The sequence below is a fragment of the Acidovorax sp. AC410 genome (genome assembly GCF_979253235.1).
This window is the reverse complement of the sequence record NZ_CEEDCG010000003.1, coordinates 1-26,623: the sequence shown is the minus strand read 5'-3', so window position 1 is coordinate 26,623 and position 26,623 is coordinate 1. Positions and strand designations below refer to the sequence as shown.

Below are 26,623 nucleotides of genomic sequence, written 5' to 3'. Positions count from 1 at the left end.
ATTCAGGACCACCCTAGTGAGCACTTTGCCAGCCGCCCCCCTTGGCGCCAGGACCAGCCCGCCCCGTGCAACGGGCGCGGCGAAACTGGCCCAATATGCACGCAACAAGAAGATCCGCAAGCAAAAGGAAACACTCATCGAGTTCGTCCTTCTGATGTGCGCGTGCGTGTCCGTATTCACCACCATCGGCATTGTCTACATCCTGGTCAAAGAGTCCGTGGTCTTTTTCCGCGCAGTACCAATCTGGCAGTTCTTGACCGACAAGCAATGGACACCACTTTTCTCTGACGCCCACTTCGGCATCTGGGTGCTGATGTCCGGAACACTGACCAGCTCACTGGTGGCATTGGCCGTGGCCATCCCGCTGGGCACCATGATCGCCATCTACCTCTCAGAGTTCGCTCAGCACCGAGTGCGCGAGGTGCTCAAGCCGGTATTGGAGATCCTGTCCGGGATTCCCACCATCATCTACGGCTACTTCGCCCTGATGTTCGTGACGCCACTGATCCAGAAGATCTACCCAGGCCTGCCGACGTTCAACATCCTGTCCGCCGGCTTGGTCATGGGGGTGATGATCATCCCCTACGTCTCTTCGCTCGCCGAAGATGCGATGCGCGCGGTTCCCATGAGCTTGCGCGAAGGCTCGTATGCCATGGGCGGGACGCGGCTGCAGACAGCCATGCGGGTCGTAGTGCCGGCCGCAACATCCGGCATTGCCTCCGCCTACATCCTCGGAATCTCGCGGGCGGTCGGCGAGACCATGATTCTGGCCGTCGCAGCAGGCATGCAGCCCAACCTCACGCTCAACCCCCTGGAACCCGCAGCGACCATCACCGCGTACATCGTGCAGGTGGCACTGGGCGACCTTCCCCACGGAAGTGTCGGTTACCAGACGATCTTTGCCGCAGGGCTGTCCCTGATGGTGCTGACCTTGACATTCAATCTGATCGGCCACTGGATGCGCCGCCGCTATCGGGAGGTGTACTGATGAACGCGAAGACGAATGCGCTGCGTGCTTCGATACGCACCAGAAAGCGCTGGGACCTGCTGTTCGGCGCGCTGGGCATCCTCTCCATCATGGTCGCAGTGATGACGCTCCTGGTGTTGTTCCTCGACATGGCGATCACGGGGATACCGCGACTGAGCGTCGAGTTCTTCACCTCTTTTCCCTCGCGCCGAGCGGCCAATGCAGGCATTCTCTCCTCGTGGGTGGGATCGATTCTGGTGATGATGGTGACTGCTGCAGTGGCGGTTCCGATCGGCATCAGCAGTGCCATCTACCTGGAGGAGTACGCGCGCAAGAACTGGTTTACCGATGTCATCGAGATCAACATCACGAACCTGGCCGGGGTTCCATCCATCATCTACGGCCTGCTCGCCCTGGGCCTGTTCATCTATACGTTCGGTCTTGGCCAGAGCATCCTGACCGCCGGGCTGACGCTGGCTTTGCTGATACTCCCCATTGTCATCACGACCACGCGGGAAGCGCTGCGCTCCATTCCGGTTCATGTCCGCGAAGGGGCATACGCCTGCGGTGCCTCCAGGTTCCAGGTGGTGAGCCACCACCTGGTGCCCTATAGCCTGCCTGGCATCCTGACGGGCGTGATCATTGGCATGTCCCGTGCCATTGGTGAGACGGCGCCCATCATCACCATCGGGGCATTGACGTTCATCGCCTTCCTGCCCCCGGTTCCATTCAGCGGCACGCCACCGGCAGGAATGTTTGATTGGTTGACGTCACCTTTCACGGTGATGCCGATCCAGATCTTCAACTGGACGTCCCGGCCCGACCCCGCCTTTCTCCAGAACGCCGCTGCAGCCAGCTTTGTTTTGGTCCTTATGACTCTTTGCATGAACGCGGCGGCCATCTGGTTGAGATACCGTCTGCGCAAAAACATCAAGTGGTGAACTGCCCATGATCACAAAAACAACTCCACATCGCCATTTTGCCGCCCACGACGCAGCGCAAGAGGCAGACGAGCCAGTTCCGCCGACCAAAGCCGAGTCCCGCGACCTGGAGTTCCACTACGGCGACTTCAAAGCACTCAAGGGCATCTCCATGCCCGTCTACGAAAACAAGGTCACTGCGCTGATTGGCCCCAGCGGCTGCGGAAAATCCACGTACCTGCGCTGCTTCAATCGCATGCACGACCTGTACCCCGGAAACAAGTACGGCGGCAGCATCCACCTGTTGCCGGACGATGTGGACCTGCTCGATCCTGCGGTGGACCCCATCGAAGTGCGCATGCGCATTTCCATGGTCTTCCAGAAGCCCAACCCGTTTCCCAAGTCGATTTTCGAAAACGTGGCCTACGGCCTGAAGGTGCGGGGAGAAAAGTCGGGCAGCTACATGGAGGACAAGGTGGAGGCCGCCTTGAAAAGCGCCGCGCTCTGGAACGAAGTGAAGGACCGCCTGGGCGAGTTGGCCATGAACCTGTCGGGTGGCCAGCAGCAGCGCCTGTGCATCGCCAGATCGCTGGCAACCGACCCTGAGCTCATCCTGTTCGACGAGCCGACTTCTGCGCTCGACCCGATCGCCACCAGCAGCATCGAGGAGCTGATTGCAGAAATGAAGTCCAAGGTCACCGTGCTGATCGTGACCCACAACATGCAGCAGGCCGCACGGGTGTCCGACTACACCGCCTACATGTACCTGGGCGAGCTGGTCGAGTTCGGCATGACCAAGGACGTGTTCATGAAGCCGCGTCGGCGCGAAACCGAAGACTACATCACGGGCCGTTTCGGTTGAATGCCCCGATGCCCCGCCGGCACCTGGACCATCAGTTTGACGCCGAGCTCGAAGACCTCACCCGCAGGGTGCTGAGTATGGGCGGCTTGGTGGAGAACCAGGTGGCACAGGCGTTGTACTGCGTGGCGTTCCCCACGCCCGAGGTGGTCGACAGGGTGTTGCACAGGGAGCGGGACGTCAATGCCCTGGAGCTGGAGATTGACCGTGAAGTGTGCGCCATCATCAGCCGCAGACAACCGACAGCTGTGGACCTGCGACTGCTCATGGCGCTGTCGAAGACCACGGCCAATCTCGAACGTGCGGGGGATGAGGCGGTAAAGATTGCGTGCATGGCCAGGGCGGTCCGCGAGCACAGCTGCAGCAAGGACTTTCCGACGTCGAGCCTTCGGCTCGCGGGAGAGTTGGCGGCCGTCCAACTGCGCAATTCGCTGGATGCGCTTGCAAGGATGGATGCCCCCTCCGCCCTGAACTCGCTCGCCGAGGACTTGGCGATCAAGGCTGCGCTGGAGGAGTTTGTACGCTCCATGGTCGGTCACATGGCAGACGATCCTGCCAGCATCCAGGCAGGCCTGAACCTGCTGTTTGCAGCCAAGGCCATCGAGCGCATTGGAGCCCATGCCAAGAACCTGGCGGAGTTCACGATTTACGCAGCCCAGGGACTGGACGTACGGCATGTCAGCACTGCAGGCCGATTGCTACCCGCAGCGCCACCAACCCAAGGTCGGCTGCCAGAACCGTTTGGCCCGCCGGATCTCAGGCTACCCGCTTCCCTTGCGCGTCGATAACCAGCTCGCCATCTTCCTTGGCGAACGGGCCGGGCAGCGCGGGCAACAGGTCCAGCACCGCCTCGGAGGGGCGGCACAGCCGCGTGCCGGCGGGCGTCACGACGATGGGCCGGTTGATCAAGATCGGGTGAGCCAGCATGGCATCGATCAACTGCTCGTCGGACAGAGCAGGTTCCTGCAGGCCCAGCTCGTCATAAGGCGTGCCCTTTTGCCGCAGCAGCGCGCGCGCGGGGATGTCCATGTCGGCGAGCAGTTCAATCAGCTTCTCGCGGCTGGGAGGCGTCTTGAGGTACTCGATGACAGTGGGCTCGATGCCGGCGTGGCGGATCATGGCCAGCACGTTGCGCGACGTACCGCACGCCGGGTTGTGGAAGATCGTGATTGGTTGAGAAGGTTGCATGGAATCAATTATGCAACTACTATTGAAATATTCAAGCGCTGGGCGCTTTTCTCTCGCCCGTAGGGCGAGCAGCTCGCCCAATCGCCGTTCACCAAACCCCCGCGCGTTTTGCTCATGATCCCCGGATCTTGAGTGTCCTCACGCAAGCAACAAGAAAGAGAAAGCAGATGCTTCTGGCTCTGTCGATATTCATCGCCACCATCGCGCTTGTCATCTGGCAGCCGCGTGGGCTGGGCATCGGCTGGAGCGCCAGCGCGGGCGCCGCCGTGGCGCTGCTCACCGGCGTCGTGCAGGTGTCCGACATTGCCGTGGTATGGCAGATCGTGTGGAACGCCACGGCCGCCTTCATCGCCATCATCATCGTCAGCCTGCTGCTGGACGAGGCGGGCTTCTTCGAGTGGGCGGCCCTGCATGTGGCGCGCTGGGGGCGCGGCAGCGGCCGCATGCTGTTCGCGCTCATCGTGCTGCTGGGCGCGGCCGTGGCGGCCGTGTTCGCCAACGACGGCGCGGCCCTCATCCTCACCCCCATCGTGATCGCCATGCTGGTGGCACTGGGCTTCAGCCCCGGCGCCACCCTGGCGTTCGTGATGGCGGCGGGCTTCATTGCCGACGCGGCCAGCTTGCCGCTGGTGGTGTCCAACCTGGTGAACATCGTCTCGGCCGACTTCTTTCGCATCGGGTTCAATGAATACGCCTCGGTCATGGTGCCGGTGAACATTGCCTCGGTGGCGGCCTCGCTGGCCATCTTGCTGCTGTACTTTCGCCGGGAGATTCCGGCAACCTACAACCAGGACCAGCTCAAGCTGCCGGCCGCTGCCATCCGCGACCCGGCCACCTTCAAGACGGGGTGGGTTGTTCTGGTGCTGCTGCTGGTCGGCTTTTTCGGGCTGGAGCCGCTGGGTGTGCCGGTCAGCGCCACCGCAGCCGCAGGTGCCATCCTCCTGCTGGCCGTGGCGGGCCGGGGCCACGTGATCAGCACAAAGAAGGTGCTGCGCGAGGCACCCTGGCAGATCGTGGTCTTCTCGCTGGGCATGTACCTGGTGGTCTACGGGCTGCGCAACCAGGGGCTGACGGCGTACATCAGCCAGTGGCTCAACGCCTTTGCCGGCTACGGCATCTGGGGCGCGGCCATGGGCACCGGGGTGCTGACGGCGGTTCTGTCATCCCTCATGAACAACATGCCCACGGTGCTGGTGGGCGCGCTGTCCATCGATGCCTCTGCCGCCACCGGTGTGGTCAAGGAGGCCATGATTTACGCCAACGTCATCGGCAGCGACCTGGGGCCCAAGATCACCCCCATCGGTTCGCTGGCCACGCTGTTGTGGCTGCATGTGCTGGCGCGCAAGGGCATCCGTATCAGCTGGGGCTATTATTTTCGCGTGGGGGCGGTGATCACGGTGCCCGTGCTGCTGGTCACCCTCGCGGCGCTGGCGCTGCGCTTAACGATGCGCTAACGCTGCCTCGCGGGCCCAGGGGCCCAGGGGTGTCGGCGCCCATGGAGCAATGGGCGCCGCACTCTTTTGCACGGCCAAAAGCCTGTCACTTCATCTGCAGGATCCACACCACCAGCGCCCGCGTATCGGCATCAGACAGGCCTGCATTGGGTGGCATAGGCATGGGCCCCCACACCCCGCTGCCACCCTTCTTCACCTTCTGCACCAGTTTGTCGGTCGCACCTTTGTCATTGGCGTACTTGGCGGCGATCTCCTTGAAGGCCGGCCCCACGATTTTGGTGTTTTTGGAATGGCAGGCCATGCAGTTGCTCTTGGTGGCAAGGGCATCGCTGGCCTGGGCGGCGGGAGTGGCGAGAAGGAGCAATCCTGCAATGCAGGAAACTTGGGAGATGGAACGAAGGGCGGGTAGGGCCATAATCTCGCGATTATAGCCCCCCTAAGAACCGTGCGTGCGAGTTTCCCCGGCACACGGCTCAAGCACGACCCCTGGACTGTTGGATTGCTCCAACGACCCAGATTTAAAGCCCCCGTGCTGGGGCCGGCTTGGTTACCTCCAAACCTAGGGCGTGGACACGCCTGTGACAGACCGAATGCAGAAGCACCCGGTTGGAGAGAGCATCGCTCCCTCCCAGCCGCCTGTAGAGGATATGGTGGTCCTCACAGTCTTCACCGGCTGCGTCGATTTGTTGCTGACAGAGAGCGCAATGCCCGTCCTGTTGCATCCATAGAGTGAGCCGCTCGTAGTCCCAGACGGCTTTATCCATCCGATCCCTTCTTAGCTTTTCCCCATAGGCTTCCCAGGCTGGGTCAAAGGGGTTGTAGTCCCCCTTCACCTTGACGTGGCGAACAATTTTCGTGTCCGCCAGCTTGTACAGGCGAACCTGTACCTTTTCGCCCCAGCGATCGACGTCTGTTCCCGCAAATTGCCGGCGAGTGCCGGCGTTGTCCCAGTAGTGGTCGTAAATCCACTGCCTGATCTTGCGGGGGTGCCGGCGGTGACCCCAACGCATCAACCGCCAGAAGATCTGGTAGTCCAATTTGTTGAAGATCACTTTGGCCACGACGCCCTGGTGGTATCTGGCCCAACCTTTCACGATTGGGTTCAGGCGCTTTATCAGCGTTGCTGTTGGAAGACTCAGCGATGTGACGATGACCTCTCGGACCTTGCCATAGAACGCTTTCACGTTCTTGTGACTCGGTTTGATGAGTAGCTTGTCCGCGTATTTACGGAAATTCCACCCTAGGAAGTCAAAGCCCTGGTCGATATGCACGATGCTGGTTTTCTCCTCGGACAGTTGCAATCCCCGCTCGCGCAGGAATTCCGCTACCCAAGGTTTGACCATGGTTTCCAGCACCTCTTTGGAGTCGCCAGTCACCACAAAGTCATCCGCGTATCGGATCAGGTTTACCTTCATCTTTACAGCCCCTTTGACCCCCAGTTGCTTCTTGAGAAACTTCTGAAGACCCGTTTCGAGACTGTTCAAGGTGATGTTCGCCAGCGTCGGAGAAATGATCCCGCCCTGCGGTGTTCCTTCCTCCGTGCGATGGAGCTGACCCCTGTCCACTACTCCTGATTTCAACCATTTCTGAAGAATCTGCTTGTCCATGTGGACATGTTTAAGCAGCCACTCGTGGTTGATGTGGTCGAAGAACCCGCTGATGTCCGCGTCCAGTACCCATTGAGACGAGTCTTTCTTGGATAAGCACGCGAACAGGTGTTGCCGCGCGTCATGCGTTGAGCGCCCTTTCCGAAAGCCGTAGCTGTTCGGGTCGGACTTGCATTCCACTGCGGGTTCGAGAGCCAGCAGGTATAGAGCCTGCATGGCCCGATCCTTCATGGTCGGGATGCCCAAAGGGCGTTCCTTTCCATTTGCCTTGGGGATGTAGACCCGCCGCAATGGGCGGGCCTTGTATCCGTGCGAGCAAAGACCACTGATCGCCTTCCACTTCTTGTCTGGCGTGTCCCAAAGTTCGCGGTCGACGCCACTCGTCCGCTTCCCTTGGTTGTCGGTAACTTTCCTGACAGCCAATGCTTTGCACTGCCAAGACCGGATGAGATTTCTCTGGAGCCGCTTGACTCTTCGGAAATCCTTCTCCATTTCTGCCTGCGCTATGCGCATCTGCGCCTTCCCGACAAACAACAGCACCTGCCTCCAATCGATGGAATGCCATTCGCTGTGTTCATCTGGAGGCGCAGCACCCTTGCGGATGTTTTCCATACCATCCTCCAGTTAGGAGACCCGTATAGATGCACCCGCCCCAGAGGGTGAGTACACCCGCTGGGTTTGTTGAAAGTCGCAGCGGCTTCACGCTGCCGCACCTAGGGCAAGTCTGCTGGCTTTCGCCAAAGGGTGACGTCTAAACCCCTATCCAACCCATTACAGGCTGGCGTTCGCTTTCTACCCATTCCTCTACCCTCTACACCGTGGCCTTTGCTTGCGCGCGGGTTGCCCGGGTCTTGCGACTCGGGCGATGCATAGGGCTTACCTCGTTTCCCGAAGTGTCCATCCGGCTGGCGGGCCAGACGATGGGGTTAGGGACGCTCTCTCTGCCGGGTGCAAATGTGGGAACGTGCTGGGTTCCATGACACACAGCACCACTGCACCGTGCCTTTTGGCCGCAGCTCCCTGATCTCTCAGGAGTTAGGAGTTAGCTGCTTATTGATCACGACAGTTCACGCGAGCGTTCAGATATCTTTCCCGTACCCTATTCCTCGGCCCCCTACCTGCGTCCTAATCGCAGGTTCGACCCAGCTGACGCTGAGACTGTGTGCCGAGGCACAGGGTGTTTATCCGCAGCTTCACACCCCTCGGTTACCCAAGGAGCATGTGCGGACGAGGACATGCCGTTCCAGGCATGGTTCTAGTAGAGAACAAGACACTTCGAGCGGTTGCGCTCATTTCAGTGCTGACCATCCCAACCGTCCACTCCGAAGAATGTCAGGGGGCAGTGATCGTGCAAGAGTGTCTCTTTTGGTGCTGAAAGATGGATCCCTTTGGGATACAGCTCCGCAAACGGTCGCCCTGAGGGCAATCGTGCGTGACAGCTAAAAGAGAGCCTTTCGGCTGTCACAAATGCTCCGTATCGCTACGGAATTCATCGTTCTGTAAGGGAAACGACGACACTGTTGGGGCATCACGAGGATGCAATGAAGCGACATCGAGTCGCACCATGGAGTTCAAAGTGGACAGGTTCTTGCAAAATTCACGCGGACAGTACGCGTAAGACGGAATCGGGATTGGGGCGTTGGCGCTCGCGAGGCGGTGCAGAGGACGTGCCCAGTGCGATGAAGCAGATGGCACGCTGGTGTCGTTCCAGTCCGAACAGGGAGCGCACGGCGTTCGACCCCAGCGACCGGCCGCTGGTCAGGCCGCTCGCAAAGCCCATGGATGTTGCAGCGAGCAAGATGTTCTGGATCGCGCACCCCAGGGACACAAGGCGCTCCTGGTCGGTGATGCCGCTGGCGCCGTCATCAGCGTGCATGACGGCAACCAGCAGGCAGGGCGCGCGCTCGGCCTTCTCGGCGGCAGCCGTGGTCTGGACCTCGGTTGCGCCGGGATCGCGCTCGATCAATGCCGCTGCGAACGCTCGGCCAAGCGCCTGCCGCATGTCTTTCGGAACGAGCATGAAGTGCCACGGAACCAGCAGGCCATGGTCGGGGGCGGTGACTGCTGCCTCCATCAAAGACGACAGGGCGCGCGCATCGGGCCCGGGCTCGGAAAGCCGCCTGGGAGATGTGTTCCTGCGGCGTGCGAGCAGTGCCGTGAGCCCTGCCTCTGCCCGCACGCTGGTCCTGGGCTGGAGCGGGGCCTGGTGGGCTTCGGGTACCCCCACCGCCGGGTTGGGCCCCGCACTCATGCAAAGTGCCTATCCTTGAAGGACACGGTCGCCTTGTAGTCGGCCAATGTGCCCACCCGCCGGATGCTCGCCCAGGCACCCTTGTAGTAGGGGATCACATTGCGATCCGTCCAATCGCTGGTCACATTGCCTGCCGTGCCGTTGAAGTAGCCGAACAGCATGAAGGTTTGCCCCGCCTTGATCGACTTGGCGGGGTACACCATGGCGTAGGTGCTACCGTAGTCGTTGAACACCTCGACAACATCGCCAGCGGCCAGGCCCAGGGCCCCAGTGTCGTTTGGATTCATTTCCAGGTAAGCCATTGGGTAACGGTCCTTGACCTGCTCGTTGTACTGGTCGTGGTAGGCCGTCTGCCATACCTCGTTGGCACGGCCATTGTTGATCCAGAACTTGTGCTTCGTCTTCTGGGCCGCAACGGGTGCGGGCAGGCCATTCCAGCTGGCCGGCTTGAACGCCGCCTTGCCGTCCTTGGTGTCGAACTTGCCATCGCCATAGAGCATGGGTGTGCCAATCAGCTTTCCGCCCTTGACCTCGACAATCGGGAGCTGAACCCCATCGTTGCCCGCCTTGCGCAAGAGCTCGTAGGTGGCCAGGTAGCCTGTGTCACCGCCCTGGCTGTCGATATCGCCAGCACCGGGTCGACCCGCCCGGCGAAAGCCGTCGTTGAAGGCATCTTCTTCCGTCTTCCAGTCGAAGCCGTTGAACCGTGCCGCCATGCTGGCGTTACCAGCCTGGGAGTACAGGGCCTTGAGGGTGTTGGCGATGTCCGCTGCGATCAGACAGTCGGGCTTGGCGGAGCCCGGTGGATCCATGAACCGCTCGGACAGGCGAAGGCGCCGCTCCCCATTCATCGAGGTGAGGTTCATCTCCCCAGGCTGCGCCGCTGGAAGCAGCATGTGCGCGGCCTCTGCCAGCTTGGTCGGGTACAGGTTGATGCCGACCACGAACAGGCCGCCCTTGTTCTTGCAGGCGTCATAGATGACATCCACCATCGCCGCCACATCCGCCCCGCGGGCCTTGGCCATGGCCTCGCGCACGATGTTGGCGCGGCGCGTCAGCACTTCGCGGTGCTGCTGCGCGTTGTTGGTCGACTGGAAGGGGTTGGTTCCCCAGATGGTGTACATCAGGCCGCGGCCCTGGATGACCTCCTGGTCGATGTAGATCTTCTTGTCGCCTGGGTAAGGCGGACGCGTGTAGCCCTCCTGGTGTCCGCCCATGCGAACGACCCCGGTCCCACGGCGCCCCACGTTCTGCGTGGCAATGACCAGGCTCACCAGGGCGCTCTGGATCACATAGTTGTCATTGCCCCAGATGATGCCCTTCTCGTACGCATGCATCGTCCTGGGATGGTGCCCCGAAGACTTCGGCTTGTAGGCCCACTCGGCCGCCTTCTTGATCTTGTCGATGGGCAAGCCCGTGATCTTGGACCCTTCTTCAAGGGACATGCGGTTGGTCTTCATGGCCTCTTCAAAGCCCGAGGTGCGCGAGCTGATGAAAGCCTTGTCGTGCCATCCCTGGTCCACCACGTAGGTGAGCAGCGTGTTGAACAGGGCGGTGTCCGTGCCCGGCTCCAGGTCCAGGTGCAACACGTTTTCCTTGCCGGCGACCTGCTCGGCAATGGCGATGGTGGAAGTGCGCCGTGGGTCGACCATGATCAGCTTGGCCGCCGCCGCAGCCTCGCCTGGAAACCACTTCTTCTTTTTGTCCGACGTACCGCCAGACAGATTCGGCACCCAGTGGTTGAGAAAGTAATTGGTCTGGGTTTCGTAGGGGTTGCACCCTGTCGCCACGATGCAATCGGCTACCTGCGCGTCTTCGTAGCTGTTGTTCAGCTCGCCAATCCCCATCTCTCGTGTGGCATGGCACTCGGAGTTGTACGCTGGGCGGTTGTGGATCCGCACCATGGGGGTTTTCAACGCCGAGAACATCAGCTTGCCGGTGCCCCAGGTGTTCTCGAAGCCGCCGCCCGCACCGCCGTGATCGAAGCAGTCGTACATCACGCCTGCGGGCCCGTCGGTGTCGAGGATCTTTTTGGTCACGCCTGCGTAGATGGCCAACGCTTCGCTCCATGTCGTGTCAAACCAGTCCACGCCCCTGAAGATGCGAGGCGTCTTCAGGCGATCTTTGCCGATCCCGTCGGCGGTGTACATGTACGAACCCATCTTGCCGCCGCGCGTGGAAGACAAGCCGCTGTTGACCACGCACGCCTTGTCCGGCAAGACCATGATGTTCCACCGCTTGCCTGAGTGGTCAGTGATGGTGTTGGTCATGGCCGGGGTCATGGTGATCGCCATGGGCGGCACCTGCTTGCGGAAATCCACACCCAGCGCGTTCTCGCCCGGTGCGCGCCCGCCTTCACGGTTCACGTCCCATTTGTAGACGTGGTAGCCGCAACCAACGATGCAGAAGTGGCATGTCATGTTGCTCTTTTGCGCGTCCTTGGGAGGCAGCGCGATACGGTCCCGGATGTCAGTGCTCATGGTGTCGCTTCCTCACAGAACGTTGGATTGGCGGCCGTACAGCAGGCCGTTGATGGCGACGGCCTGCACGCTGTCCGTGCGTGCGTCGTACTCCAAAAGAATCCTCGGCAGGTCTTCCGTTGCCTGGCCGCACACCATCTGGCCGCTGTTCTCGGGGTCGAACACCGAGAAGTGGCAACCGCACTTGAATGTTTTGGTACCGCCGTCGTAGGTCACGGGGCAGCCCATGTGCGTGCACATGGCGCTGTAGGCAACGATGTCCTTGTCAGGGCCGACACCGCCCGGAACCGGCGCGCCCATGCGGATGGCATAGCACATGGAGCTGGCATCGGGATAGTTGAACGTAACGGCTTCGTTCACCGGCATGGTGCGGGCCTTGCCGACTGCCCGGCGCGGGTAGTTCAGCGTGGTGGCGCCCGCGCCCGCTGTGCTGGAGGGCGCCGCCTGGGCGGAGCCCAGGTGGGTCGTGGCCAAGGCAGCGGCGCTGCCCCCGCTGGTCATCATGAAGATGCGCCGGCTGAGTTTTGGGTTTTCCATCGTGTCTCCGTTGTGTGTGCTGACAACGGATAGGCGCAAGTTGGATGCCTGCACCGGAAACCAATGATTTCAATCACTTAGCGGAGGTCATCCACGGGTATGTCCGAATTTGGTAACGACCGCAAAGCAGTTAAGTTACGGTTTCGTAACCACACTACCCACGATGCAACGAAGAACCGTGCTCCGGGTGCTGCCCGCCCTGGCTTGCTGCGCCGGCGCAGCCAGTGCCCGCAATGTGCCGCGCATTCGCATTGGACTGACGGCAGTGATCCTCGCCGACCAGGCGGCGTTTCTGTCCCGCTGGGGGAGCTATCTCTCCGGCCGTACGCATGCCGATGTGACCTTCACCACCCGCGAGTCGTACCAGGAAATCCTGGACCTCCTGTTCGGCGGACATCTGGAAGGTGCCTGGGTGTGTGGTTACCCGTTCGTTCGGCAGCGGGCCCGGCTGGAGTTGCTGTCGGTACCCTTGTTCGAAGGCCAGCCGCTCTATCGCTCCTACCTGATTCGCCCGATGGGACAGCGCCAACAAATCGAGGGCTGGGCCGACCTGAAGGGGCGCGTGCTGGCGTACTCGGATCCGCTGTCCAACTCAGGTTGGCTGGTGCCGCAGGCCCAATTGCGGCAGGCAGATCTTCGAGCCCGCGACCTTCGCCGCTCTTTCTTTGCCCATGGCCATCGCAACGTCGCAGAAGCCGTGGCCGCACAACTGGCCGATGCGGGGTGCATCGACGGCTATGTGTGGGAAACCATGCGCCGCCAGGGCATGGCTGCCGCATTTGCCACTGAGGTGGTGTGGCGATCCGAGTCCTTCGGCTTTCCGCCGTTGGTGGTGCGAAGCGGCATGTACGACGCTGCAGCCCGGCGCCTGCAGTCGGCCTTGGCGGGTATGGACCAGGACGCACTTGGAAAGAGCCTGCTGCAGGCCCTCAACCTGGATGGGTTCGCACAGGAGCCTGCCAGCATCTTTGCATCCATCGAACGCCTCGCCGACGAGCAGGCGCAGGCGGGTTGAGCCCATGTTTCGCCGGCTTCCCTACCGATTCCAGGTCCCGCTCGGACTGGTATTGGCCGTGCTGGTTTCGGCCTTGCTGGTATCTGCTGTGGCGGCCCAGATTTCCGCGCGCTCCGCCCGGCAAGAAGTATTGACCACCGTGCGCCAGGCCATGGTGCTTCTGAGGGCCCAGGCCCGGCCCCTGCTCGCCGCCGACGACACCTGGCGTGCATACACCCTGCTGCGCGACACGGCGGCCCTGCTGCCGGGCATAGAGCGGGGCCAGACACGCGCGGCAATCCTTGACGCGAAGGGGCGCTTTCTCGCAGGTTCTGATCCTTCCAGGCTGGTGACCGGGGTGATGGCACTGAGCGAGTCACCGCATGCGAAGCTTGCTCTGGCTGCGAACGATATTCGCGAGCGGGTCGAGCATCCGGCCGACGATGGCGCGCTGACACTTGTGGAGCCCATCCGCAGCGAGGACGGTGGGTTGCTGGGATTCGTCTACGTCGAGATCGATGCCCCAGCCTTTGCAACCGACTGGGTGGCCGTTGCCCAGCCTGCGGCGATAGGCGCGCTGCTGGCCGCCGCACTGCTGGTGCCAGCCGGGTGGCTTCTGGGCGAGCGGATGGGGCGACCCATCGCGCACATCGCCAGTTGCATTGCACGCATCGGCCGCACCGATGCCGCGCAGCTGAGTGCCCAGTTGCCTGTGGCCAAGGATCCCGAGCTCAATCGCATCGGTGACGCGGTCCGGCGCCTGCTGTCAGAACTGCAGGTGCGCCAGGAGGCTGAACAGCGCGCGCTTTCGGCCGAGCGCCTGGCTGCGGTGGGGCGCATCACTGCAGCAGTTGCGCACGAGATCAACAATCCGCTGGCGGGCCTGCTCACCGTCGCCCAGACCTTGCGCATCCACGGCGCAACCGAGGAGACGCGGATTCGCAGCATCGATCTGATCGACAGAGGTCTCAAGCAGATCCAGACCATGACCGCTGCACTGCTGCCCCAGGCGCGTGTGGAGGATCGGGCCCTGCAGCCTGGCGATATCAACGACGTCGTCACGCTGGTCCAACCCGAAGCACAGCGTCTGGGCGTGCAGATCAGCTTGCACATGGACATCTCATCGGCCTTTCGCGTTCCCTCGGCAGTGGTGCGTCAGGTCATGCTCAATCTGTTGCTGAATGCCATCAAGGCCGCTGGCGATGGCGGGCAAGCGCATGCCAGGGTACAGGCAGACGCACAGTTCCTGAAAATCATCATCAGCAACACCGGCTCGCGCCTGACGGCCGCTGAACTGGAGACACGGGTCGCCTCAGAGGGAGGCAACGATCCCCGAGGATTCGGCCTGTGGATTTGCCGCGAAATTGCCAACCGGTTCGGTGGTCGCTTTCTCCTGGTCGCCGATTCGGCCACCGCGACCGAACTCTGTTTCTGTATCCCCAACCTCAATGCAAATGAGCAAGTCACTGTTACTCGTTGAAGACGATCCGATCATGGGCGAATCGCTGCAGCAGCGCTTCGAACTGGAGGGCTACCAGGTGGTCTGGTGCCGCCGCCTGGCCGAGGCCGCCGGCCGCATCGCCGAGCCATGGTCCGTGGTCATCAGCGACGTGCGCTTGCCCGACGGATTGGCCACCGACTGGTTTGCGGGTTTGCCGCCGGCAAGCCGTTCCATCCCATGGTTCTTCCTGACCGGCTATGGCAGTGTGAATGACGCAGTGGCGGCCATCAGGGCGGGAGCTCGGGAGTACCTCACCAAGCCCTTCGAGATCGAACGCCTTGTGGAGCAAGTACATGGCTGCACCTCCGCCAGCCGGCCTGAGACCGACGAGGCCGTCCTTGGGGTATCGCAGTCGATGCGCAGGATCGAAGAAATGATCCGCAAGGTCGCAGGGCAGAAGTCTTCCGTGCTTCTCACGGGCGAATCGGGCGTAGGCAAGGAAGTGGCAGCGCAGTTCATCCACAGCCTGGATCCACGCAAGGCCAAAGGCGACTTCGTTGCCGTCAACTGCGCGGCTGTACCCGAGAACATGATGGAGGCGGAGTTCTTCGGGTACGAGAAAGGGGCTTTCACAGGGGCGCAGCGCGCGCACCGAGGCTTCATGGAACGCGCGCACGGCGGTACGCTGTTTCTGGATGAGGTGGGCGACCTGCCGCACCACATGCAGGCCAAGTTGCTACGGGCTCTTCAGGAGCACTGCTTTTTCCGGCTGGGGTCGGAGCGCACCACAGTCAGCGATTTTCGGGTGATTGCCGCCACCAACCGCGACTTGTACGCGGACATGCTGGCCGGGTCATTCCGGGAGGATCTTTTCTACCGCCTGGCTGTCATCAATCTGCGATTGCCGCCGCTGCGTGAGCGGCCTGAAGACATACGCTGGCTTGCCGAGCGCATGCTGGGACAACTGACGGCCGAGCATGGCCGGGTGCTCGCAGTGTCGGAGCCGTTCATGCGAGATCTGATGGGGAGAACCTGGAAGGGCAATGCGAGGCAACTGCGCGCCTACCTGGAGCAGGCAGTCGTTCTCAGTGACAAAGGCGTCATCGATTTACCGCTGGACATGGAATCGCCGGCCACGCGAAATCCATCGCATGGGCATGAGGACGAGGCGGCGGGTTTTGTGCCCCTGCAGGCAATGGTGGAGGAAGCGGAACGGCGCCACATACAGCGCGCACTTGAGCGTGCGGACGGCAGTGTGTCTGGCTCGGCTGAGCTTCTGGGCATCAGCCGCAAGACGTTGTGGGAAAAGATGAAGCGATTCAAGGTGGTGGGCACGGACGCCGCGAAGTCAACTGCGTCCTGATCTGTGCAGGTCAGCGTCAGGCGAATGCACTCACTGGGCTGCAAATATGAACGGCCTGCGGCTGGTAGCCCTGGGCACCGGCGCCGGGGGACGAGGCAGGATCCCCGCGTTGGTGAGATCGGTGGTCAAGGGTTTGCGTGAAAGCCGATAACCCACCAACCTCACCGTCTGGATCATGGAATCCATTCCGGTCGGTGCAAGGGCCGTTCTGAGGCGCTTGATGTGGGCATCGATCGTGCGTTCGTCGATCGCCTGGTCCTCGCCCCACACTCTGTTGCGGATTTCCAGCCGTGTGTGGGCCACTTCCGGCTTGCTCATGAAGAAGTGCAGCATCCGAAACTCCGTGGGCCCGATTTCGATACGGACTTCCCGATGTCCGACAACGCAGGTGACCTCGTGCCGGGCCGGGTTCAACGTCAGAGCATTGACGGTCACCTCGCGGTCCGATATCTCTGGCGCGCGCCGGCGCAATACCGCCATCATTCTGGCCATCAACAGTGCTGGCGAAAAAGGTCGGACCAGGAAATCATCTGCGCCTGCTTCGAGCGCTTCAATGGCCTGCTGCTCGCCCTCATCCTGTGCGATGGCGATGACCGGTGTGTGGGAATGGGCCAGGGACGTTCGAAGGCTCTCGATGAATGCCTCTGGCGCTGCCTGGGCAAACGACCAGTGGACGACGATCAGGTCTGGTTTGGTCCGGCACAGGCAGTCGCTCGCCAAGGAGGGTTTGGCCGCCTGAAACACGGAAAAGCCGTTCTGCGACAGGTAGGTGGCGGTAATTTGCCTCGCCAGACTGTCGCCATCAATGACGAGGACGCTTCGCGGAAGAATTCGCGCATTCATCATGGTCAAACCTTGCGGGAGGATCACATTTCGGTCGCCCAATCTGTGATCCAGTTAGTTCGGCGCTTCACGCCGGGGTGTCCACTGCTTCACAAAGGGCTGGCCCATGCCACTGCATCGGCCAGCCCTGTCTCTCAAGGCCGATCAGCTACCGATACGGCCGCCGTCGTTCTTGGTGATCACGATCGTGGCAGAGCGAGGACGCTTGCCAGGGCCGTAGCCGGCGTTGGTGGGCCATTGGCTCGTGTACTTGGCGGGGTCACCGATGTTGGCGTGCGCAGTGTTCTCGCCGGGGTGTTGGATGTTGATGAACATCGCCTTGCCATCCGGGGTTTCGCACAGGCCCGTAATTTCGGATCCGACAGGTCCCACGAGGAAGCGCTTGAGCGTCGACGGGGTCGGTGCCTTGCCCACCTCGGTGACGACGTCGAGCTTGCTGCCATCGGCCTTGGTGTAGCTGAGCGTCTTCTTGCCGCCGTCGCCCACACGGCCTGGAATGGCCGCCAGCATCATGTTGTTCGTGATATCGGTGTAGGCACCGTCATCGGTCTGGATCCAGCAGATACCGGTGGAGGGGCTGAACACCAGACCGTCCGGGCTGGAGAAGTCCTGGTCGGCAGTCAGGCTGGAGATGTTCACCATGCCCTTGTCGGCGCCGGCTTCCGCGCCGAACAGGTAGATGTCCCAGGTGAACGAGGTTGCGGCGCCGCCTGCGCTGCCTTCCTTCATGCGCAGCAGGTGGCCATTGGGGTTGCCTGGCTGTGCGGTGGAGCCCTTCATGTCGGTGTAGACACGTGGATTGGAGGCATCAGGGGCCAACTGCGTGGAGCCCGATGGCTCGACACGGCGGTTGCTGTTGTTGGTCAGGGTCTGGTAGATCTCGCCGTTGGCCGGGTTCACACCACCCCATTCAGGGCGGTCCATCTTGGTGGCGCCTACGGCGTCGCCTGCAATCCGTGCGTTCACCACGATGTCGGCCTGGTCGGCAAACTTGTAGCCGGCGTAGTTGGCGATCAAAGGGTTGGCCAGCGACAGCTCGATCCATTGCCCGGACCCGTCGGCGTTGTACTTGGCGACGTACAGCTTGCCGTTGTCCAGGTACTTGTCACCGGTCGCCATGCGATCAGCGGGGTTGGCGTCAGCGGCGGACCACAGTGCGGTCGACACGAACTTGTACATGTACTCATTGCGGGCATCGTCGCCCATGTACACAGCCAGGGGTTGGCCCACCACTGGCGTGCTGAAAGCGGCGCTTTCATGCGCAAAGCGGCCCAGGAAGGTGCGCTTCTTCGCGAGCTTGGATTTGTCCAGAACGTCGATTTCGACGATGTAGCCCATGCCGTTCATCTCGTTGCGGTAGTCGTCGCTTCCGTTGGCCGAGGCTCCCAGTTTGCTGTTGATCCAGCGCGCGTATTTGTCCTCGGTGCCGCCACTTTCCCAGCCGTGGCGCGAGGCTGCGCCCTGGTTACGGCCGTAGCGGTTGAGCGACGTGACGCTCTTGTCATTGCCACGGGCGGCATTGTCGGTCGACGAGCGGGTGAAGTAGCCAAACCAGTTTTCTTCACCGGTGAGGAAGGTGCCCCACGGCGTCTTGCCCGTGCCGCAATTGTTCAAGGTACCGCGGGTCCTGGTGCCCGTGGGCGAGAACTTCGTGACCATCAGCGCGTTGCCGCGTGCTGGCCCGGCAACTTCCATCTCGCTCAATGCCGTGAGGCGGAAGTTGAACGCGGACGACTGCACCGTGGCCCACTTGCCAGCAGTCTTCCTGACCTCAACGACGGAAATGCCGTGGGCTGCAACTTCTTTGTCGATCTCGCTGGCGGGACGCGGCAGCGTGGTGGTGCCACCATTGGCATGCATGAAGAACGAGCTCAGCGTCTCGTCAGTCGTGGCTTCGTGGTTGACGGCCAGCAGCCCGCGGTCCGTCGAGGATGCCGACAGCTTTCCATCACTGCTCAGGCCGAACCATTCCATGCCGTCATGGTGGTCGCCCGCACGGTTTTCATAGTCAGCGTCGGTGCCGTCGTTCTTGAAAGCGGGGGTTGTGGCCGCCAGCGGATCACCCAGCGCATAAATCACGCTGGCCGTGTAGCCAGCAGGTACGATGACCGCATCGGCCAGACTCTTGCCAACGGCGGTGAAGCCCAGCAAGGTTTCCCCTGGAACCGCGGCCACTTCGTCATCGCCGCCACCACAGGCTGCCACCGCGAAGCTACCGAGCAACGCCGTCCCCACGGTGCCCACGCCCCCGCGAAGCAGGCCGCGACGGCTCAGGCGTGCTGCCAGGACCGAGTCGAAGGTTGGATTGCTGGACGTGTTCGAGTTCTCGTCATTGAAATCAATGGTGGCCGCATCGAGCTTTTTCATCGCACTACCCTTTTAGATATTTGGAAATGTCGAATCTAAGAGGGTTGTGTTACGACTATGTGACGGTTTACAGGCGCCGCCGACCGAAGCACCGCCGACGCTGAATGCGTTCGGATCGGGCGACGTCGGCTCGCCAGCAGCAGATCGCATTCGATTCGGGGACACCACCTCGCGCTGCCCCATGGATTGGGTCGATGAATGCTGGCTCTGCGGCCCCTTGCGGCTGAAAGAGAGACTACTTGAATGCTTGAAATTCGACGCCTACGGCCCAGAGCCAGGCACCAGAAAAACTGCGCGCTTGTCCTGGGGCATCTGTTCCAGCTCATCGGGTGTCAGGCGCGCATAGAGTTCGACCTGATAGCCCGTGGGATCCCGAAGCCACAATTCGTGCAGCGGCGTGCCGTGCCAGGTGGTTCGCGGAGGCTTGACCACCTCGAATCCCTGTGCGAGCGCGCTGTGGTAGCTTGCGATGATTGCCTCGCGATCGCGCAGTCCCAAGCCCAGGTGGTAGAGGCTATACGTGTCGAGCGGCTGGCCGCTGTCGTTGACCACCAGCACCAGGTTCAATCGCAGCGCTGGTGAGAGAAAGGTCGCGAACCTGGCCGTTCGGTCCTTGGGTGATGTTCCCAGCAACGCCGCATAGAACGCGATGCTGGCATCGAGATCGGCGACCCGGATGCTGAGGTGGAACTCGGCGTGGCGAGGGTCCAAAGGGGACAAAGGCGTGATGGTCACGGGCGGTCCTTTCAAGCTGCTGGGTCGAGTTGACGATGTACAGATGCCTCGGCGCTGCGCCCTGCGCGCAGGAGCCGTATGGCGCTGAAGGCCCAAGCTCGGCGCGGCCGTCAGCCACTGGGCACTCCCCTGCAAATGGCTGAGCGCCAGCCCAAGGCAAAGGCGCTGTGGTCTGCATCAAGCGCGCCGGCAGCATCTGTCTATGTAGCGCTACCGGACCAGTGCGGGGCGTCGTGGTTTCTTAGGCACAGCTAGCGGACAGGGGGCGGTCGATTGGCGCACCAACAACCGCCGGCTTCGGGCCACAACCGCAACCCGCCTCACAGCCGGTCTTCTCGACTTCGTCGACAGCGCGCAAGGCAGAAGTGTTTGTCCTGACGGGGCCGCCGCAGCAAGCACCACCACCGGTGATCAGGTCGGGGCTTGCCAGGTCGACGGAGCAGACCCCCGTCTCCGGCAACTCCAGCTGCACATCGTTCGCAGCGGCCAGGTCACCTGCCAAAGCGGCCACGACGGAGCGGGCTTGCTCGTAGCCGGTCGCCATTAAAAAGTTCGGCGCACGGCCATAGCTCTTGGCACCGATGGCGTAGAAGCCGGCTTCCGGGTGTGCCAACTCATGATGGCCGTGCGGGCGTACCGTGCCGCAACTGTGAACGTTGGGGTCAATCAGCGGCGCCAGCGCATCAGTGCTCTCTAGCCAGGGGTCGAAGCGCAGCCGCAATTCGCGAAGCATGCCCAGATTGGGCCGCGAACCCGTCGACGCGATGATCTGGTCGATACCCCGGATAGCCGGCTTGGAGCTATCGGTGGCCATGAGGCGCAGGCCTTCGGACACGTTCTCTTCTGGTGCGATCTCGTGGATGCCGAAGCCCATGTGTAACTCCATCCGCCCCTGTTCGACCAGTACACGAAGCCGCGACCCCAGTTCGCCCCGGGCGGGCAGGCCATCGTTCTCGCCACCGCCAAACAGCCGCCGCAAGTCGGTCCCGCGCACAGCCCAGGCCAGCTTCGTACCAGGCGACTGTTCGGCCAGCGTCGCCAGCGCGAGCAGATTGCCGGCAGCCGAATGACCTGCCCCCACTACCAGCACCTTGCGGCCGGCGTATCGCGCACGATCAGCGCCCAGGATGTCGGGTATGCCGTGAGCGATGCGCTCGCGGACTGCTGTCTCGGTTTCACCGTCGGCCGGCAGGCCGTGGATTCCCAGCGGATTAGGTTGCGACCAGGTGCCCGAGGCATCTATCACAGCACGGGCGCGCTGCTCGCGTAGGCCGCTGGCGGTCTGCACCTGCAACAGAAAATCGGCCTGCTCACGGCCTGCGGTCTTGGCCTTGTCAAAGCCGACCTTCGACACCGCTAGCACCCGCGCGCCGAAGTGGATGTGCGGAGCCAGAGCTGGCGTGCGCGACAGTGGCGTGAGGTAGTCGTCGACAAGCTCCCCGGCTGTGGGCAGCCGCTCATCCTCGGGGGCCTTCCAGCCCGAGGCGGCCAACAACTCGCGCGCTGCACGATCAATGTTGTAGCGCCAGGGCGAGAACAGCCGCACTTGCCGGTACTTGTCCAAGTGATTGGCGACGCCCGTGCCAGCTTCGAATACAACGACAGGCAGGTGGCGTCGCACCAAATGGGCCGCAGCGGCCAAGCCTACCGGGCCGGCACCAATGACCGCCACTGGAGAATGAGAGATGGGGATTGAAGTCATGATTCTGCTAAGTTCGTAGTTCGTCGAATTCGAACGATGGTTGAAAGATGTCCATCAGATCTGGATGCTTCACAAGGCCGTGACCAATGGACTCAATGTGGCCAGCCGGTTGGTGCTGGCGCAGAGGTAGAGCGGGTGCGCATGCTCGGCCGGGGCCAGCACTGGGCCGCTTCCTTCAACACGTTGGCGCGCGAATCTTTGGGAGCACCACATCACCGCACCAGAACTTTTGCTTCAGTCCTGCGGTGTGCCAAATGTTGCGGGATCAGCATGCGCGCCATGTGCATGGAAAGCTAGATATAGATGCGATTCATGTAGGCCTCCTTTGGTTTGCTCCTCGCCGCTGTGCGGTTGACCATTCGCAGGGATAGACGCTGTCTACGACCCAAGGTGGCACGGTTGATAGGACTCGCCGAACTGGCGCCGGAAGCGCGCATTGCCACCTTTGGCCGCCAGAACCGTCTTTGCCTGCACAACCTTGTCCAGGAGCATGAATGAAGTCACAAGCAATACACCTCGCAGCAGCGTTTGCCGCAGGGCTGGCAGCGTCAGCTGCACTTGCGCAAGCGCCTGCCGCCCCCCAACGGCCCCGCGACGCTGTCGAGTTGGGCCGCTACCTGGTAAAGACCACCGGCTGTAATGACTGCCACACGGCGGGCTACAACGAGTCGGCCGGAAAACTGTCCGAATCAAAGTGGCTCACGGGCGACACACTGGGTTGGCGCGGCCCTTGGGGAACCACCTACGCCACCAACCTTCGCCTGTACTTCGCAAACATGGACGAGGCCCAATGGCTGCAACATGCGAGAACCATGACGCCACGCCCACCCATGCCCTGGTTCAACCTTCGCGCAATGTCCGACACCGACCTGAGCGCCATTTATCGCTACGTCAAAGCAGCAGGCCCGGCGGGCCAGCCGGCCCCTGCCTACGTGCCGCCGGGCAAGACGCCGGCAGGCCCCTTTGTACAGTTTCCGTGATGCCCGGCATGTCAACCGCCATGCCGCCGCCCCTGCCCATCAATTGGCAGCCCAAGCCGCTGACCAGCGCCCGCAGCGGCGTGCAGGTGCTACCCGACGGCAGGCTGCATTGCTGGATCGAGCATGAGGTATTGCAGGGCATCACGCCGCGCATGTTGGCCTGGTGGTTCCAGCACCTCGAAGGTGACATGGACTTCGAAGGTGGGCGTTGGCCTCGGTACCGAGTCTGGCACCCGCGAGACCATGTACAGGTGTCGTACACGCGGCGCCTGGGCGATGGCAGTATCGGGGTCGGTGCGCAGTTGCACATCGTGGAGCTGCTGAACCGCAATCCGGGCTACCGGGTCGACGTGCTGAGCGACATCGTGCGGCTGGATGAACAGGGTTTTGGGCATCGACCCCGTCTGCATGGCCTGCGCTTGGCAGCCATGGACTACCGCTTCGAGGCCGTACCGGAAGGCACACGCTTTATCAACAGCCTGACAATCGGCCTGGCCTCGGATTGGGCTCGGCCCCTGAATCGCCTGATCCGCCGCTTTGTCTTCGACACCGCACGGGGCGACGCATGGATCCTTCATAACGTCGAAGAAGTGGGGCAGTTGGAACGCTTTCTGCCGGACTTGTACGCACGCGAATCAGTGACTGACGCGTCGGCGTGAGGCGCGTGGACCGGGCTCGGTTCAAGGGGTATCAGATCCAAGCGCCACGTCTATCTCCTGCGCTGTGGCACGGGCGCTGCGCATGACGCCGATCAGCGTGGCTGAGGCCATGCCGGTCCAGTCGCCATAGCCCACAAGCCACAGTTGCGGCTCGACCAGGCTTCGGGTGCCGTGCGCCGCAACCTCGACCCGGCCATGCGCGTCGATCACTCCCAGCGGCGCCAAATGTTCCAATGCAGGGCGGAAACCGGTGCACCAGATCACCACGTCGAAGGCGGATTCACTGCCGTCGCGCCAGCGCACACCGTTGGCCACGAAGCGCTCAAAAGGCTCCCGTGCCACCAGCACCCCGCGCGCGCGCGCTTCGATTACCGGTGGCACCATCACGATGTCGCCGAAGCCGCCCGGTAAGGCATCGACCGTGCGCCCCTCCTGCTGGGCACGCCAGCGCTCTGTAGCCCTCTGGAACAGCACCGAACCATCCACGTCGTCGGGCAGGAAGCGAGGCGGTTGTTCTGTTACCCAGGTGGCGGTCTGCGCCAGCGTTGAGACCTCGGCCAGGATTTGCGCGCCGGAGTTTCCACCGCCGACCACCAACACACGCTGGCCCGCCAGGGGTGCGGTGTCTACATACTGGGCCGAATGAAATTGCAAGCCCTGGAACTGCGCGCTGCCCGCGTAGGTCGGAATGTAGGGGCAGCGCCAGTTGCCGGTGGCACTGACCACCGCCCGCGCGTGCCAGGCTTTGTCGGCCGACTGGACCAGCAGCCCCTGCTCATTGCGCGTGACAGTGTCAACCCACACAGGCCGCTGCACTGGCATGGCATAGCGTTCCTCGTAGCGCTGCAGATAGTCCAGCACCTGGTCGCGCGTGGGGTAACGGTCGGTGCCTGGTGGCATGGGCCAGCCCGCCAGCGAGCTCCAACTGGCAGACGAGAAAAGCCGCAACGACCGCCAGCCATGGCGCCATGCGCCTCCAGGACCGGTCTCCGCGTCGAGGATCTGGAAGCTGCGTCCAGTGCGGCGCAGGAAATAGCCCACAGACAGCGCAGCCTGTCCGCCGCCAATGATAATCACGTCGGTGTTGTGCATGGGATTGATCATCGCAGTTACCAAACCTGTTGGACTGGCGGAAGCGCCTCACCAGGGGGGGATCCTCGGAACACCATTCAAAATGGGAACCGGTCCTGGTCGCTTTGGTGCGCCGATCGCGTGTGAATGCCCATGTTTCGCAACGCGGACCGGGACAGGCCGATTTCTCTCAGCTCGATCTCGCTGAGGTAGCCGAGATAGCGCGCGTCGTGCCGGTCCCGGCGCCAGGCGGCGATGGCATTGATCGCCCGGCCCCGAAGCCGTTCAATACTGGCGCGCAGCGACATGCGCCGCGTGGGGATGATCGTGGCACAGCCGGGGATGCTGGTGCGGGCTACGGCGGGCGTGTTGAACATGGTAGGTGTCTGGTGGAGAATTGGGTATCTGCAAAGACGCCGTCGGCCTTTCAGGGTCGCAACGCAGCCCGTTGGTGCGCCTGCAAATGGCTCTTGCCGTCATCAGGCGTTGTCACCTTTGGCTTGGCCGCACGTCTAAGTGTCGACTGGCCGCTACCGCGGCCCAAACGGAGCAGCAAATGACAATCAACGTATGGGCTCCAGACGACAACGTAGAGAAGCGCTTGCCGGACGCCAGCGTCGCGGTTGCCGAGCGCGATCTGCTTTCGTGTGAGCGAGACTGCGCAGGCGACATATCGCCCTGTGGGCATTTGCCGGCTTCCATGCAGGTGCCCAAACCCATCCGCACCATCACTGAGGCATACGCTGAGTTGCGTGGGTCGCTACTGGCGTATCTGCGCAAGCACACCGGGGATGCCCAGGTAGCAGAGGATCTTCTGCACGACGTCGTCATCAAGGCGCTACTCGCTAGCCGCGATGAAACCCAGGCACCGCAGAACCTGACGGGCTGGCTCTATGCCGTGGCCCGCAACGCTGCGATGGACCACCATCGCCGGCAGCGACCGACCGACGAACTGCCAGAGGACCTTGCCTCGCCTGTGGCCGATGATGACGGCGCCGCAGTCGTCGAATTGGCCAACTGCCTGCGGCCAATGGCGGAGCGGTTGCCCGATACCTATCGCGCCACGGTCATCGCATCTGAGCTTGACGGTCAACCCCTGGCGCGTGTGGCCCGCGACCAAGGCCTTTCGCTGTCGGCGGCTAAGACCCGCGCCAGCAGGGGACGACGCTTGCTTCGTCAAGAACTGTTGGATTGCTGTCGCGTGGCGTTGTCAGCCAAGGGCCAGGTTCTCGACTACGACACCGCGGCTGCTGCCCAATGCGCCCCTGTCACATCCTGCCGCTCACGTGCCGAGTCCGCCAAGGACTGTCAGCCACCTGGATTGGCGGCAGCTGAAAAACTCTGACACCTTTTATTGTCGTCTCCGTCTTTGCAACGTGCCCAATGGGTCGCACCCTCAGAACGGAGATATTGATGCCCCCCCTTCAAAGTACCTCACCGGCAGCGGTGGAGCCTGCGCTTAGCCTGTACTACCACCCGGTCTCGACCACCAGTCGTCCCATCATGATGTTTGCCGCCGATCACGAGCTGGCCATCGAGATGCTGGTGGTGGACCTGTTCGCGGGTGAGCAATTCAGCCCGGATTTCACCGCGATCAACCCGAAGCAGGCCGTGCCGGTGCTGGAGCATGGCGGGTTCCGACTCACCGAGTCTTCGGCTATTCTGAAGTACTTGGCCGACCACGTTGGGTCAGCTACTTACCCTTCAGAGACCCAAGCGCGAGCCAGGGTAAACGAGGCGATGGACTGGCTGAACACCGGACTGTCGCGCGAACTCCTCTTCGGGCTGGCCTATCCGCAGGTGTTTCCCCAGTACCGCCGACCCACGGCCGAGGCACAGCAAGCGGTGCTGTCATGGGCGCAGCCGCGGGTGGAGCGGCTGCTCCGTACCCTCGATGCCGACATGATCGGGCCAAACGGTCGCTTCCTGGTGGGTGAGCACATCTCACTGGCCGACTACCTCGGCCTCGGAATCCTCACGGTAGGTGAAGCGGCCGGCGTTGACTACGCGCCCTGGCCGAACCTGCAGCGCTGGCTGCGTACCATGAAGGCACGCCCCGCCTACATCAACACCCACGCGATGTTCCATGCCGTGTTGGGCGGGCCTCGCAAAGCGGTGGCAGCTGAAACGATGGCGGACTGAGCCATGAAAGCGCCTAACTTGCCCGCCATCTACGGCCTGCACCACAACGCTTGGCGCTGCAGT

General features: G+C 62.3%; 24 protein-coding genes. 12 read left to right on the top strand and 12 right to left on the bottom strand.

From position 1 onward, the window contains the following. Positions 1-16: 16 nt before the first annotated feature. Genes pstC through phoU form a run of 4 tightly spaced genes read left to right on the top strand, consistent with a single transcriptional unit; the run spans position 17 to position 3,534 of the window. Positions 17-988, top strand: a complete 972-nt coding sequence (gene pstC, locus AC0IZS_RS33305; RefSeq protein WP_471639668.1) for a phosphate ABC transporter permease subunit PstC — start codon at positions 17-19, stop codon at positions 986-988. Next, positions 988-1,908: a phosphate ABC transporter permease PstA gene (gene pstA / locus AC0IZS_RS33300; protein ID WP_034372833.1), complete on the top strand. Its 921-nt coding sequence runs from the start codon at positions 988-990 to the stop codon at positions 1,906-1,908. Before pstC ends, pstA begins: the two co-directional genes overlap by 1 nt. Positions 1,909-1,915: 7 nt before the next feature. Further along, the gene (gene pstB / locus AC0IZS_RS33295; protein ID WP_471639667.1) at positions 1,916-2,749 is read left to right on the top strand and encodes a phosphate ABC transporter ATP-binding protein PstB; all 834 of its coding nucleotides are present in this window, start codon (positions 1,916-1,918) and stop codon (positions 2,747-2,749) included. Between the two features lie 8 nt (positions 2,750-2,757). Beyond that, positions 2,758-3,534, top strand: coding sequence for a phosphate signaling complex protein PhoU (gene phoU / locus AC0IZS_RS33290; protein WP_471639666.1), 777 nt, complete (start codon positions 2,758-2,760; stop codon positions 3,532-3,534). Here phoU and arsC read toward each other — a convergent pair. Continuing rightward, entirely contained in the window at positions 3,503-3,934 is a 432-nt protein-coding gene (gene arsC, locus AC0IZS_RS33285; protein ID WP_471639665.1) for an arsenate reductase (glutaredoxin), read from the bottom strand. The two genes, phoU and arsC, sit on opposite strands and share 32 nt — an antisense overlap. A gap of 167 nt (positions 3,935-4,101) precedes the next feature. On the opposite strand from arsC, the gene AC0IZS_RS33280 reads away from it, so the two are divergent. After that, the gene (locus AC0IZS_RS33280; protein WP_471639664.1) at positions 4,102-5,388 is read left to right on the top strand and encodes an arsenic transporter; all 1,287 of its coding nucleotides are present in this window, start codon (positions 4,102-4,104) and stop codon (positions 5,386-5,388) included. A gap of 85 nt (positions 5,389-5,473) precedes the next feature. Here AC0IZS_RS33280 and AC0IZS_RS33275 read toward each other — a convergent pair whose 3' ends face one another. The 5 genes from AC0IZS_RS33275 to AC0IZS_RS33255 form a co-directional block, all read right to left on the bottom strand. Further along, entirely contained in the window at positions 5,474-5,803 is a 330-nt protein-coding gene (locus AC0IZS_RS33275) for a c-type cytochrome (RefSeq protein ID WP_471639663.1), read from the bottom strand. A gap of 103 nt (positions 5,804-5,906) precedes the next feature. Then, positions 5,907-7,607, bottom strand: a complete 1,701-nt coding sequence (ltrA, locus tag AC0IZS_RS33270; RefSeq protein ID WP_471639662.1) for a group II intron reverse transcriptase/maturase — start codon at positions 7,605-7,607, stop codon at positions 5,907-5,909. Positions 7,608-8,592: 985 nt separating this feature from the next. Further along, the gene (locus tag AC0IZS_RS33265) at positions 8,593-9,174 is read right to left on the bottom strand and encodes a nitroreductase family protein (RefSeq protein WP_471639661.1); all 582 of its coding nucleotides are present in this window, start codon (positions 9,172-9,174) and stop codon (positions 8,593-8,595) included. A gap of 68 nt (positions 9,175-9,242) precedes the next feature. Continuing rightward, positions 9,243-11,726: an arsenate reductase (azurin) large subunit gene (locus tag AC0IZS_RS33260; protein WP_471639660.1), complete on the bottom strand. Its 2,484-nt coding sequence runs from the start codon at positions 11,724-11,726 to the stop codon at positions 9,243-9,245. A gap of 12 nt (positions 11,727-11,738) precedes the next feature. Continuing rightward, positions 11,739-12,263 carry an arsenate reductase (azurin) small subunit gene (locus tag AC0IZS_RS33255; protein ID WP_471639659.1) on the bottom strand — a complete coding sequence of 175 codons (525 nt, stop codon included), beginning with the start codon at positions 12,261-12,263 and terminating at the stop codon, positions 11,739-11,741. Between the two features lie 163 nt (positions 12,264-12,426). Here AC0IZS_RS33255 and AC0IZS_RS33250 point away from each other — a divergent pair, with 163 nt between their 5' ends. The 3 genes from AC0IZS_RS33250 to AC0IZS_RS33240 are packed head-to-tail and all read left to right on the top strand — an operon-like array spanning position 12,427 to position 16,061. After that, positions 12,427-13,278 (top strand): PhnD/SsuA/transferrin family substrate-binding protein, encoded by an 852-nt coding sequence (locus AC0IZS_RS33250; protein ID WP_471639658.1) that lies wholly within the window; start codon positions 12,427-12,429, stop codon positions 13,276-13,278. A 4-nt stretch (positions 13,279-13,282) separates the two neighbouring features. Beyond that, entirely contained in the window at positions 13,283-14,737 is a 1,455-nt protein-coding gene (locus AC0IZS_RS33245; RefSeq protein WP_471639657.1) for a sensor histidine kinase, read from the top strand. Beyond that, positions 14,706-16,061 carry a sigma-54-dependent transcriptional regulator gene (locus AC0IZS_RS33240; RefSeq protein ID WP_471639656.1) on the top strand — a complete coding sequence of 452 codons (1,356 nt, stop codon included), beginning with the start codon at positions 14,706-14,708 and terminating at the stop codon, positions 16,059-16,061. Before AC0IZS_RS33245 ends, AC0IZS_RS33240 begins: the two co-directional genes overlap by 32 nt. A gap of 30 nt (positions 16,062-16,091) precedes the next feature. Here the strand turns inward: AC0IZS_RS33240 and AC0IZS_RS33235 are convergent, their stop codons facing one another. The 4 genes from AC0IZS_RS33235 to AC0IZS_RS33220 all read right to left on the bottom strand — a co-directional run bounded on the left by AC0IZS_RS33235 (position 16,092) and on the right by AC0IZS_RS33220 (position 21,708). Continuing rightward, positions 16,092-16,907 (bottom strand): winged helix-turn-helix domain-containing protein, encoded by an 816-nt coding sequence (locus AC0IZS_RS33235; RefSeq protein ID WP_471639655.1) that lies wholly within the window; start codon positions 16,905-16,907, stop codon positions 16,092-16,094. A 141-nt stretch (positions 16,908-17,048) separates the two neighbouring features. Then, positions 17,049-19,271, bottom strand: coding sequence for a PhoX family protein (locus tag AC0IZS_RS33230; protein WP_471639654.1), 2,223 nt, complete (start codon positions 19,269-19,271; stop codon positions 17,049-17,051). A gap of 261 nt (positions 19,272-19,532) precedes the next feature. Then, positions 19,533-20,006, bottom strand: coding sequence for a VOC family protein (locus tag AC0IZS_RS33225; protein WP_471639653.1), 474 nt, complete (start codon positions 20,004-20,006; stop codon positions 19,533-19,535). Between the two features lie 241 nt (positions 20,007-20,247). After that, positions 20,248-21,708 carry an FAD-dependent oxidoreductase gene (locus tag AC0IZS_RS33220; protein WP_471639652.1) on the bottom strand — a complete coding sequence of 487 codons (1,461 nt, stop codon included), beginning with the start codon at positions 21,706-21,708 and terminating at the stop codon, positions 20,248-20,250. 494 nt (positions 21,709-22,202) lie between these two features. Between AC0IZS_RS33220 and AC0IZS_RS33215 the strand changes: the two genes are divergently transcribed. After that, positions 22,203-22,688 carry a c-type cytochrome gene (locus AC0IZS_RS33215; protein ID WP_471639651.1) on the top strand — a complete coding sequence of 162 codons (486 nt, stop codon included), beginning with the start codon at positions 22,203-22,205 and terminating at the stop codon, positions 22,686-22,688. An 8-nt stretch (positions 22,689-22,696) separates the two neighbouring features. Further along, positions 22,697-23,347: a DAPG hydrolase family protein gene (locus AC0IZS_RS33210; RefSeq protein WP_471639650.1), complete on the top strand. Its 651-nt coding sequence runs from the start codon at positions 22,697-22,699 to the stop codon at positions 23,345-23,347. A 21-nt stretch (positions 23,348-23,368) separates the two neighbouring features. Here AC0IZS_RS33210 and AC0IZS_RS33205 read toward each other — a convergent pair whose 3' ends face one another. Then, on the bottom strand, positions 23,369-24,439 hold the full coding sequence (locus tag AC0IZS_RS33205) for an ArsO family NAD(P)H-dependent flavin-containing monooxygenase (RefSeq protein WP_471639649.1): 1,071 nt from the start codon (positions 24,437-24,439) through the stop codon (positions 23,369-23,371). Positions 24,440-24,516: 77 nt separating this feature from the next. Next, complete coding sequence (locus tag AC0IZS_RS33200) at positions 24,517-24,795, bottom strand: hypothetical protein (RefSeq protein ID WP_471639648.1); 279 nt, start codon at positions 24,793-24,795, stop codon at positions 24,517-24,519. 179 nt (positions 24,796-24,974) lie between these two features. Here AC0IZS_RS33200 and AC0IZS_RS33195 point away from each other — a divergent pair, with 179 nt between their 5' ends. Together AC0IZS_RS33195 and AC0IZS_RS33190 are read left to right on the top strand one after the other, a co-directional pair. Then, positions 24,975-25,763 carry a sigma-70 family RNA polymerase sigma factor gene (locus AC0IZS_RS33195; protein ID WP_471639647.1) on the top strand — a complete coding sequence of 263 codons (789 nt, stop codon included), beginning with the start codon at positions 24,975-24,977 and terminating at the stop codon, positions 25,761-25,763. A 38-nt stretch (positions 25,764-25,801) separates the two neighbouring features. Further along, on the top strand, positions 25,802-26,560 hold the full coding sequence (locus AC0IZS_RS33190; RefSeq protein ID WP_471639646.1) for a glutathione S-transferase family protein: 759 nt from the start codon (positions 25,802-25,804) through the stop codon (positions 26,558-26,560). Positions 26,561-26,623 lie beyond the last annotated feature (63 nt).